At 32.6% G+C, this 11,614-nt stretch carries 8 protein-coding genes; 2 read left to right on the plus strand and 6 right to left on the minus strand.

Features of this window, described 5'->3' with window-relative positions:
• Positions 1-209: 209 nt before the first annotated feature.
• On the minus strand, positions 210-1,403 hold the full coding sequence (locus IRZ78_RS00325; protein ID WP_194614616.1) for a hypothetical protein: 1,194 nt from the start codon (positions 1,401-1,403) through the stop codon (positions 210-212).
• A gap of 83 nt (positions 1,404-1,486) precedes the next feature.
• Entirely contained in the window at positions 1,487-1,813 is a 327-nt protein-coding gene (locus IRZ78_RS00330; protein ID WP_194614617.1) for a hypothetical protein, read from the minus strand.
• Positions 1,814-2,479: 666 nt separating this feature from the next.
• On the opposite strand from IRZ78_RS00330, the gene IRZ78_RS00335 reads away from it, so the two are divergent.
• Together IRZ78_RS00335 and IRZ78_RS00340 are read left to right on the plus strand one after the other, a co-directional pair.
• Positions 2,480-4,396, plus strand: coding sequence for a DUF294 nucleotidyltransferase-like domain-containing protein (locus tag IRZ78_RS00335; protein ID WP_194614618.1), 1,917 nt, complete (start codon positions 2,480-2,482; stop codon positions 4,394-4,396).
• 2 nt (positions 4,397-4,398) lie between these two features.
• Positions 4,399-4,995: a 3'-5' exonuclease gene (locus tag IRZ78_RS00340; RefSeq protein WP_194614619.1), complete on the plus strand. Its 597-nt coding sequence runs from the start codon at positions 4,399-4,401 to the stop codon at positions 4,993-4,995.
• 230 nt (positions 4,996-5,225) lie between these two features.
• On the opposite strand, the gene acs is transcribed toward IRZ78_RS00340, so the two are convergent.
• From acs to ilvB, 4 genes are all read right to left on the minus strand, one after another.
• Entirely contained in the window at positions 5,226-7,136 is a 1,911-nt protein-coding gene (gene acs / locus IRZ78_RS00345) for an acetate--CoA ligase (RefSeq protein WP_194614620.1), read from the minus strand.
• A gap of 494 nt (positions 7,137-7,630) precedes the next feature.
• Positions 7,631-9,100: a ketol-acid reductoisomerase gene (gene ilvC / locus IRZ78_RS00350; protein ID WP_194614621.1), complete on the minus strand. Its 1,470-nt coding sequence runs from the start codon at positions 9,098-9,100 to the stop codon at positions 7,631-7,633.
• 64 nt (positions 9,101-9,164) lie between these two features.
• A complete protein-coding gene (gene ilvN / locus IRZ78_RS00355; RefSeq protein WP_194614622.1) occupies positions 9,165-9,686 on the minus strand; it encodes an acetolactate synthase small subunit in 522 nt (173 codons plus the stop codon).
• 90 nt (positions 9,687-9,776) lie between these two features.
• Positions 9,777-11,465, minus strand: coding sequence for a biosynthetic-type acetolactate synthase large subunit (gene ilvB, locus IRZ78_RS00360; RefSeq protein ID WP_194614623.1), 1,689 nt, complete (start codon positions 11,463-11,465; stop codon positions 9,777-9,779).
• Positions 11,466-11,614 lie beyond the last annotated feature (149 nt).

Genomic DNA, 11,614 nt, shown 5'->3' on the forward strand with positions numbered 1-11,614 from the left:
ATTTTGACGATTTTTAAAACATCATTTTTAAGATAATTCTATAAAATACCGTATTTAATTAAATCCGAAATCATCAAATAAGACCGCTTTAACTCAAGGCTATCTATAATAACCTGATATTCCTTTAGAGCAGTATTATAACTTACTCCAAGCAAATGCATTAATTCAGTCTTAGTTACTTTTTGGCTTGTATTCTGTGTTTTCATGGCTTATAAAAATAAAAGTTGGTGTTCGTGGAATAATTCAGAATCAAAATCATTTACTAATTTTTCCTTTGTTCTAAATTCGTGCAGATAAAAATGTAATTTGTTTTTAAACCATAGTAAAAGCGGTTTTTCGGTAATCATGTCCATATCTTCAAGTAAAAGATTTAGAGCAACGATATAAGATATATCCTGATTGTTTGCGTAATACTCTCTAAACAGAGATTTCGCAAGGCGTTTTTTAATTGTTGTTGACGAAAGGACAACTTTCTTCAAACGTTTGATTATAGGATTGAATTTTGTAATTTGAGATTGTAAAAAATCAAAATCAAACAGAGTTATAAGCTTTTCTTTATTGATCTGACTTTTGCCAGTATTCTCACGAAGTTCAAAAAAACCTTTATTTGCAATCTTCAACAACTCATAAAGGTTTGCTTTATCAAAAATACCCCAAGTCATTGTCTGACTGATAGTTTCATTAACTTTTGAATGTTCATTTAAACCTCTGAAAAACGCAGAATTTAACTGATATTCAAAACGCCAAACATTATCATTTTTTAAACCATTATTTGTGTAATATTCATTTATATATGGTTTTTCAGTCAGTTGCAACGACAGCGTTTTGTTGTAGCATCGTATTATTTTATCAGATGTTCTTTTTCCAATTTGGAAACCGTTAAGAATTGATTTTCCTTTATAGGTTTCAAAATAGCTTTGTAAATTTTTCGGACGCCCTGAAATAAGATAGTTACCTGCAACAACATTACTATATAAATTACGGTAAGAATTGTTGATATCAGACTTATCAAGGCATATATCCAGTCTATTAACTGACTTAAATAAATAGTTCGTTTCATCGCAAAAAGCGTTTATGACACCCCTTAAGGCATCGTTAGACAATGTGTAAAATAGATTGTTTTCGAATTGTAATTGCGCAAATTGTTCGCTCATAATAACTGAACGAGGTTTTGCGGTATAAATACCAATTTTTAAATCTTCATAATATAAGTCGGCTCTGAGTTCAAAAATCTTAGTTCCATATTCGTATGGTTTCAAACGAAACTTTGAATTTTCAGGAAATTCTCCAAAAGGCTGACCCTCGAGATTAATAATTAAGTAGTCTATATTTATAAGAGTTGGTTTTAAATTATTGTTTTTAAATTTAGTTTGGGCTTGATGCCTTTCTTTATATGAAATCATTGTTTTTATGTAGGTTTGAGTGAGTTAGTTGCCGTTATACCCTACGGCAACTATTGAAAAATCGAAAGGGGAGTAGCAAAAAATTAATTTTCTAAATTTTGCCACAACGAATAATGATTTTTAGGTAAATCGTTAATTGTAAATTCCTTTTTCGAAACAGCTTCAGTTATTTTCTTTTCGACTTCAAAAAATTTGTTTTTATAATTTGAAATTTGAGAATTAAAAAAAACATTTATCTGCTGACCAATTTTTGTAATTTCTCTAATAGTAAAATCATGCTGATACTTAAGACCAATCAGGTCAACAGTTTCTACAGGGTTTTTTGAATACTCGTTTAAATCGTGATTTAATCCAGCTAATTCCAGTATTAAATTTTCTCGTTTTTGAATTAAGAGTAAAATTGTTGACATATATTAAGGTGTTAAAAGATTATGTTTAAGAAGTTTTGAAAGAAGCGTTTTATGTGAATTGCAATAAAAAATAAACTCATGTACACAAAAAGATTGAGTAACTATAAAACAATCCGTACAAACTTTAATAGTTATTCCTATATTTGAACCACGTATTCGAATGAATAATATTTTGTGTTTTAAGTGCGAAGTCTTGCAAAATGGACGCATTTTCTTTAAAAATGTTTTTGCTTGAAAATCTGTGTGACGCATTTTGGTTAACTCTACAAGTAATAGAGTATAATTCTCCAAAGAAGATCGTTTTAAGGCCATGTGATATTGTTAATTAGTTATATCACAAATGAACTATAATTTATATTATGTAAAATAGAATATTTTAAAACCTTCTCCAATACAATCTCCAATCCAGTCTTTTTTCTGAAACAAAATCAGATAATTTAACCACAAAAGAATTCTTTAGAATTAATTGCTGCTCTATTTCCGGATATGCATATAATTTCAAATGATAATAATGATTTTAAAATCCCAAAAAGTCATTTTTAAAGCCTGTAAATCATTAAATTTTAACATTTTATTAAAATAATTACATTCTGGCAAAGATGCTTTCATTGTAAGAGTTTATTTTATTATTTTTACATTCGATACTTTAAAAAAATTATCAAACATATGAATACAATTGCTGAGCATATTGCAGATTTTTTAAAAGAATACCCGCCATTTGATAATTTAACTTTTCAGGAATTATCTGATATTGCTACGAACATTCGTGTTATCAACTTAGAAAAACACGCTATACTTTTTCAAATTAACGACTTACTTCATGATAGTTTTTATGTTGTGGCTTCGGGTGTCATAAATTTAACCACAATTGCTGATGCTGAAGAAACAATTATAAACAAATGCCATGAAGGCGACATTTTTGGTTTACGTCCGTTTTTTGCCAAAAATAACTATATGATGACAGCAAAAGCACGTGAAGAAAGTATTATTTATGCTATTCCGATCGCTGTTTTTAGGCCTTTTGTCGCTAATAATTCTGATGTTTTAAACTTTTTATTAGAGAATTTTGCAATTAATTCAAGACATGCAAAAGACAATGTAAACTCTAACGGAAAACTGATTTCTGATACTGCTTTCTACGTAGATCAGCAATCAGAAATGCAATATATTCAATCACTTGCCTATAATAATTCTCCATTAACAACAGAATCTAATCGCATTATTAAAGATGTTGCGATCCTGATGACGGAATCAATGGTAGATAACATTGTGATTTGCGAAAAGAATAATCCAATTGGTATCGTAACCAATGCTGATTTATCCTCTAAGATTGCAACTGGCCGCTATCCTATAACAGAAACGATTGATAAGATTATGTCATCTCCGGTAGTTACTGTGATCGAAAACGTTTCTCTTGCCGAAGCGCAATTGCTTATGCTTAAAAATAACGTAACGCATTTATGTGTTACCAAAGACGGTACAAGCAAATCTGCTGTAAAAGGAATCATTTCTGAGCACGATTTAATTGTAGCTCAGGCTAGTAATCCTGGTGTTTTAATTAAAGAAATTAAACGCTCTCAGCTTCCTAAAGACTTAAAACAAATACGTGATCGTTTATCTGACTTGATTCAAAATTCGATTCAAAAGAATATTCCGATTTCACATGTTAGTAATATTGCCAGCGAAATTAACCTGGCTATCATAAAACGTGCTGTTGAGCTTTCGATTTTAGATTTAGGCTCACCTCCTGCCCGTTTTGCATGGTTAAGCATTGGTAGTCAAGGACGTAAGGAACAACTTTTACTTACAGATCAGGACAGTATTCTTATTTTTGAAGATGTTGCTCCTGAGAAATACAGAGAAGTAAAAGATTATTTTTTAAGACTGGCCAAAAGAACGACTTCTATCTTAGAAAAAGTTGGTTACGAATATTGTCCAAATGGTCATATGGGAAGTAATATGTTATGGTGTAAATCATTGACAGACTGGACAAAACAATACAACAGCTGGATGAATACTCCAGGTGAAAACAGTAATGATTTAAGCAGTATTTTCTTTGATTATGAAATTGTTTTTGGAGAACCAAAGATCGAAGAAGTAATCGAAAATGTTATTTTTAAGAATGCTGTCAATAATACCTTATTCTTTGACTTTTTAGGCAACGATGCTTTAAAAAGAAATTCTCCTTTAAGTTTCTTCAAGAAATTTATTGTTGAAGAAGAAGGTCCGCATAAAACAAAATTTGATATTAAAACCCGCGCATTAATGCCATTAATTGATGCAGCACGTTTATTAATTTTAAATGCCAATATCAAAGGAATCAAAAATACTTATTTAAGATTCAAACAATTAGCAATAACAGATTCTAAAAATGCTGAAATTTATTTAAGCTGTGCCGAAGCTTTTTTAACGCTGTCAAAATTTAGAACTGTCGAAGGATTAAAGAATGATGACTCAGGACAATATATCAATTTGCGAGAAATGTCTAAAACAGACAAAGAAAAGTTAAAAAATGCCTTAACCCCAATGAAAGACCTTGAGGAACTAATTAAGAGTAAATTTCAACTTACACAATTCTCATAAATATGCTAGACTGGATTAAAAATATCAACAAAGAATATCCGGATTTCTGGAAAGAATACCTGACAAAATTCGAAACAAAACCTAATAGATTTGTAGTTTTATCTACTGAAACTTCTGGGTTAAACCCTAATAAAGATGTTATTTTATCTCTGGGTGCTTTTTCAGTAATTGATGATGGAATTGTAATAAAAGATAATTTCGAAGCTGTTTTACTGCAATACAAATTTTTGCAGGATAACGGACTTTCGAATGAGTTTATCATTGAAAGCAAAATGCTTAAAATGCCTGAACCAGATGCTATTGAAGCATTTGTTAACTTTATAGGCAATTCTATTTTAGTAGGACATCATATTAATTTTGATATCGAAATGCTAAATGCGGCTTTAGAGCGTCTGGATTGTGGAAGATTGAAAAATGAAGCTTTAGACATTGATATGATGTACAGAAAATTAATGGACATCAATGACAAACAGTTTTCTTTGGACGACTTAAGCGAAATTTACAAAATTCCAAAAAGCGACCGAAATTCCTCTGCAGAAGATGCGTATAAAATTGCGCTGTTATTTTTGAAGTTGAAATCGAGATTAGGAATTAAGTAAAAAATTCAAACCATATAATATAAGTTATATAAGGAAATTTAAGTTTAGAATCTTTGCTATTATTATTTAAAGAAAATATAAGAAAACCCTTTTCTATACGGAGTTACTTGCGAAGATTTCTCCTTACGTCGAAATGACAAAAAACGCGCTAAAATCTACAATTAATTTTTACAATATAAAAAAATGCCTCTTAAAATTAAGAGGCATTTTTTATTCTATTATTTTCAAAATTAAGAAATTCTTTCGTTCTTAATTTCGTCTACAATTTCCGGATTCAATAAAGTCGAAATATCTCCAAAGTTCGAGTAATCACCTTCGGCAATCTTACGTAAAATTCTACGCATGATTTTTCCTGAACGTGTTTTTGGCAAACCAGATACGAACTGAATTTTATCTAATTTGGCAATTGGTCCAATATGATCAGAAATATATTGATTGATCTCTTTGGTTAAGTTAGCTCTATCTCTATATTCTCCAGTTTCTTTTAGAATCACAAAGCCATATAAAGCATTTCCTTTAATATCGTGTGGGAATCCAACAATTGCAGATTCTGCAACTGCAGGATGCTCGTTGATTGCATCTTCGATAGGAGCTGTTCCTAAATTATGTCCTGAAACAATTACAACATCATCTACCCTACCGGTAATTCTATAATATCCAACTTCGTCTCTTAAAGCTCCATCTCCTGTAAAATATTTTCCAGGGAAAGCAGAGAAGTAAGTGTCTTTGTAACGTTGGTGATCTCCCCAGATTGTTCTGGCGATTCCTGGCCATGGAAATTTTATACACAAACTACCTACAACCTGATTTCCTTCGATCTCGTTGCGTTTTTCATCCATCAAAACGGGTTGAATTCCCGGTAATGGCAAAGTTGCATAGGTTGGTTTTGTTGGCGTTACAAAAGCAATTGGCGAAATCATGATTCCACCCGTTTCTGTTTGCCACCACGTATCAACCACCGGACATCTTTTATCTCCAACGTGGTCATTAAACCAGTGCCAGGCTTCTTCGTTGATAGGCTCCCCTACTGATCCAATAACTTTTAGCGATTTTAGAGGATATTTTTGAATATAATCTAAACTTTCTTTTGCTAATGAACGGATAGCGGTTGGTGCTGTATAAAACTGAGTTACTTTGTGTTTTTCGATAATATCCCAAAAACGGCTAAAATCCGGATAAGACGGTACACCTTCAAAAATTACGGTTGTTCCTCCATTCAATAATGGTCCGTATAATATATAAGAGTGACCTGTAATCCAGCCAATATCTGCAGTACACCAGAAAATATCATTTTCTTCATGACTAAAAACATTTTTAAAAGTATAGGCTGTGTAAACCATATATCCGGCTGTGGTATGCACCATTCCTTTAGGTTTTCCTGTAGATCCGGAAGTATACAAAATAAATAAAGGATCTTCGGCATCCATAATTTCAGCAACGCTATTATCTAAAGCTGCATCCAATAAAGGCTGTAACCATTGGTCACGTCCTTCTTTCATTTTAACGTTAGTGTTTGTTCTTTTTACAACCAAAACGTTAGAAACAGATGGGCAGGTATCTAATGCTTCATCTACAATTCCTTTTAAATCAATGTTTTTATTTCCTCTGTAACCTCCATCTGAAGTAATTACCATTTTACACTCGCAATCATTGATTCTTGCAGAAACCGCCGAAGCTGAAAATCCTGCAAAAATAACAGAGTGAATTGCCCCTATTCTGGCGCAAGCTAAAACTGCAACAGCCAATTCAGGAATCATTGGTAAATAAATACAAACTCTGTCTCCTTTACGAACACCTTGCTCACGCAAAACATTCGCCATTTTCGAAACTTTTTCGTATAGTTCGTTATACGTTATATGTAAAGCACTTTCTGAAGGATCATTTGGTTCAAAAATAATCGCCGTTTTTTCCCCTCTTTTACTTAAGTGTCTATCGATGCAATTTTTGGTAATGTTAACTTTTGCGTCAGTAAACCATTTCACTTCGGCATCAGCCATATTAAAATCAACTACTTTTTCCCATTGTTGGTACCAGGTAAAATTTTCTTCAGCAATCTTCCCCCAAAACTTCCTTGGTTCCCTTATTGACTTATTGTAATGTTTAAAATATTGTTCTAAATTTTCAATTTTATAATAACTCATATGTTTTTGGAATTTTTTTATAAATGTATTAAATATCAGCGTATTCTTAAAATTATTTAATTCATAAATTTTATCTAAAAAAAACACATATTAAAAAAAATATTGCTTTTTTCTACATAAACTATAAAATTTTACTTTTTTAACCAAAAAAGCATGTTGCAAAAAAGGCACAGTAAATGAATACCATGCCTTTTTATTTTAACAATTTCAATAACAATTAATTTTGTAATTCTGTATTACAATGCATTGGTCTATTTTGAAAATAGCAGCATCTGTATTAATTATAAATGAAACTTCAACAAGTATATCTTTTACCAAATATACCCCTTATTAGGGATTAGCTTCACTTAACTTACTTGCTCGCAGAAGTTAAGTGAATGCAATATGCATCTATATCCATTTTTTTTTAATAAGTGCTTACTAATTCAAAATATCATACAAAACAAAGATACAGTGCAAATTCCACAACCGAATGTGTGGTAATTCCCAATTTATTATCCAATTTTTTTCATTGCAGTCATAGACTCTCTCAACCATGCTCCTACTTCTTCGATAGGATGTTGACGAATTTCTTTGTTTACTGCAATTAAGATTGCATTGTCTACTCCGTTAGAAGTCGAGAATGGTTTTCCTATAACATTAGTTTCAACAGTTTTCATATAATCTGTCAATAACGGTTTACAAGCGTGGTCGAATAAATAACAACCATATTCTGCTGTATCCGAGATTACACGGTTCATTTCAAATAATTTTTTTCTTGCAATTGTATTAGCAATCAAAGGCAATTCGTGTAATGACTCATAATAAGCTGATTCTTCGATAATTCCAGCTTCTGTCATGGTTTCGAAAGCTAATTCTACACCAGCTTTCACCATTGCAATCATTAAAACTCCGTTGTCAAAATATTCCTGCTCAGCAATTGGCGCATCAGTTGGAGCTGTTTTCTCAAAGTTAGTTTCTCCTGTTGCAGCTCTCCATGTCAATAAGTTTTTATCGTCATTAGCCCAGTCAATCATCATAGTTCTTGAGAATTCTCCTGAAATAATATCATCCTGGTGTTTTTGGAATAACGGACGCATAATGTCTTTTAATTCTTCAGCAATTTCGTAAGCTTCGATTTTTGCCGGGTTAGACAAACGATCCATCATATTGGTAATACCTCCATGTTTCAACGCTTCTGTGATAGTTTCCCATCCGTATTGAATTAATTTTGAAGCATATGCAGGCTCGATTCCTTTTTCTACCATTTTATCAAAACACAAAATAGATCCTGTTTGCAATAATCCGCAAAGGATAGTTTGCTCACCCATTAAATCTGATTTTACTTCAGCAACGAATGATGATTTTAAAACTCCTGCTTTATGTCCTCCGGTTGCTACAGCATAAGCTTTTGCCTGATCTAAACCAAAACCGTTTGGATCATTCTCCGGGTGAACAGCGATAAGTGTTGGCACACCAAATCCTCTTTTGTATTCTTCACGAACCTCAGAACCTGGACATTTAGGCGCACACATAATTACTGTAATATCTTTACGAATCTGCATTCCTTCTTCAACAATATTAAATCCGTGAGAGTATGCTAAAGTCGAACCTTGTTTCATTAATGGCATAATGGCGGTAACTACAGCAGTATGTTGTTTATCTGGTGTTAAGTTACAAACTAGATCAGCAGTTGGAATTAATTCTTCGTAAGTACCTACTGTAAATCCGTTTTCAGTAGCATTTTTATAAGAAGCTCTTTTTTCAGCGATTGCATCTGCACGTAATGCATATGAAATGTCTAATCCGGAATCTCTCATGTTTAACCCCTGATTCAAACCTTGTGCACCACAGCCTACAATGACAACTTTTTTTCCTGCTAATGCTGAAATCCCGTCTGCAAATTCTGATTGCTCCATAAATTCGCAAACGCCTAATTGTTCTAATTGTAATCTAAGTGGTAATGTATTGAAATAATTTGCCATTTTGTTTTTAATATTTAATGAGTGTTGTAATTTAATAATTGATTAATATGTAACTAAGATGATACTATTTGAATGTTTCTAACAATGATGAAATTTCCATTTTTTGTTTAGAAACTGATATTCTGCCCGAACGCACAAATTGCATAATGCCGTAAGGTTTGAACTTTGCATATAATTCTTCAATTTCAGAACGTCTTCCTGATTTTGAAATCACGAAGAAATCACGAGAAACGGTTACGATTGTTGCCTGACTTTCTTTGATGATATTTTGAATTTGTTTTTCATCAAACAATAAACTTGAAGCAATTTTGAATAAAGCATTTTCAAGATAAATAGTCTCTTCATCTGTATGATAAAAAGCTTTTATTACTTCTATTTGCTTTTCTATCTGCCCCACAATATTCTTAACCCATTTCTCCGTTGTATTTACAACGATAATAAATCTAGAAACATTCTCTATTTCTGATTCTGAAACATTTAGGCTTAATATATTAATGTGACGCTTTAAGAATATACCTGATATTCTATTTAACAACCCCACGTTATTTTCTGAGTATACCGATATGGTAAATGTTTTATCTTCCATGTAATTTTTGTTTAAAGTTTATTTTGTTTCAGGTTTGAAGTTCCAATCTTAACTTGAAACTTTTAACCTGAAACCTGAAACTTTTTTTCTTTAGCTTAATCTAATTTCAGAAACACATGCTCCTGTTGGAATCATTGGGAATACATTATTCTCTTTTTCGACCATAACTTCTAAGAAATAAGAATCTTTTGAAGCCATCATTTCTGCGACAGCTGCATCCAGATCTTCTCTTTGTGTTACTTTTTTAGATTTAATGTAATATCCTTCTGCAATGGCAACAAAATTTGGATTAATCATATTTGTAGAAGCGTATCGGTTATCAAAAAATAACTCTTGCCACTGACGTACCATCCCTAAGAATTCATTGTTCAGGATAACAATTTTTACCGGAACTTTTGTCTGGAAAATTGTACCTAATTCCTGAATGGTCATCTGGAAACCGCCATCTCCAATGATAGCTACTACTTCTCGATCCGGCCTTCCCATCTTAGCTCCAATCGAAGCCGGCAATGCAAATCCCATTGTTCCTAAACCTCCCGAGGTAATATTACTCTTGGTCTGATTAAATTTAGCGTAACGACAAGCAAACATTTGATGTTGTCCAACATCTGAAACAATAATCGCATCGCCTTTTGAGTGTTTGTTGATCATTTCCATAGTTTCACCCATCGAAATACCTTTATTGTTTGTTGGGTTTAACTCTTCGTTTATAACCGTTTCTACTTCTATTTTATGTAATTCTTTGAATTCGTTATGCCACAAATCATGTGATTTTGCTTCAATTAATGGCAATAACGCATTTAAAGATTCTCTTACGTCTCCTAAAACAGCTACTTCAGTTTTTACGTTTTTATCAACTTCTGCAGGATCAATTTCAAAGTGAATTACTTTTGCCTGTTTTGCGTAAGTTTTTAAGTTTCCGGTAACACGATCGTCAAAACGCATCCCTAAAGCAATTAAAACATCGCATTCGTTTGTCAATAAATTTGGCGCATAATTCCCATGCATTCCTAACATTCCAACGTTTAACGGGTGATCTGTAGGCAAAGCCGAAAGTCCAAGGATAGTCCATCCTGCCGGAATTCCTGATTTTTCGATAAATGCTTTTAATTGTTCTTCGGCCTGACCAAGGATTATTCCCTGACCAAAAACGATAAACGGTTTTTTAGCACTATTGATCAAAGCAGCAGCTTCGGCTACTTTGTCTAATTTTAATTTAGGAACCGGAATATAACTTCTGATTCCTGTACATTTTTCGTAACTAAATTCGAACTCATCAAACTGAGCGTTCTTAGTAATATCGATCAATACAGGCCCCGGACGTCCGGAACGTGCAATGTAAAATGCTTTTGCTATAATTTCAGGAATTTGAGAAGCTTCAGTAACCTGATAATTCCATTTGGTCACCGGAGTTGAAATCCCGATAATATCCGTTTCCTGAAAAGCATCAGAACCCAACAAATGCCTTCCCACCTGTCCTGTAATACAAACCATTGGTGTTGAGTCGATTTGAGCATCTGCAATTCCTGTGACTAGGTTTGTAGCTCCCGGTCCTGAAGTAGCAATCGCTACCCCCACTTTTCCTGTAGCTCTTGCATATCCCTGAGCTGCATGTGTTGCACCTTGTTCGTGACGCACTAAAACGTGGTGTAATTGATCCTGAAATTTATATAATTCGTCGTAAACAGGCATTATGGCTCCTCCCGGATATCCGTAAACCAAATCTACTCCCTCTGCTAATAAACATCTAATAACGGCTTCTGCCCCTGATATTTTCATAGTATATTTTTTCTCAAAAATCAATATCAAAAATCAATTTAAAATTCAATTTAAAATTCAATAGCAATGTCAAAAATCAATTTCAGTATTAGTATTAAATTGATCTTTCTTTATTTCTATTTGCTATTGAATTTTGTTATTGTAATTGG

Origin of the sequence: Flavobacterium sp. CSZ, from assembly GCF_015350725.1 — a bacterium.
Taxonomy (GTDB): Bacteria; Bacteroidota; Bacteroidia; order Flavobacteriales; family Flavobacteriaceae; genus Flavobacterium.

Bases quoted from the DNA above. Each gene is read 5' to 3' on its own strand.
- IRZ78_RS00325 (WP_194614616.1), bottom strand. From the start codon at position 1,403: ATGATTTCATATAAAGAAAGGCATCAAGCCCAAACTAAATTTAAAAAC.
- IRZ78_RS00330 (WP_194614617.1), bottom strand. From the start codon at position 1,813: ATGTCAACAATTTTACTCTTAATTCAAAAACGAGAAAATTTAATACTG.
- IRZ78_RS00335 (WP_194614618.1), top strand. From the start codon at position 2,480: ATGAATACAATTGCTGAGCATATTGCAGATTTTTTAAAAGAATACCCG.
- IRZ78_RS00340 (WP_194614619.1), top strand. From the start codon at position 4,399: ATGCTAGACTGGATTAAAAATATCAACAAAGAATATCCGGATTTCTGG.
- acs (WP_194614620.1), bottom strand. From the start codon at position 7,136: ATGAGTTATTATAAAATTGAAAATTTAGAACAATATTTTAAACATTAC.
- ilvC (WP_194614621.1), bottom strand. From the start codon at position 9,100: ATGGCAAATTATTTCAATACATTACCACTTAGATTACAATTAGAACAA.
- ilvN (WP_194614622.1), bottom strand. From the start codon at position 9,686: ATGGAAGATAAAACATTTACCATATCGGTATACTCAGAAAATAACGTG.
- ilvB (WP_194614623.1), bottom strand. From the start codon at position 11,465: ATGAAAATATCAGGGGCAGAAGCCGTTATTAGATGTTTATTAGCAGAG.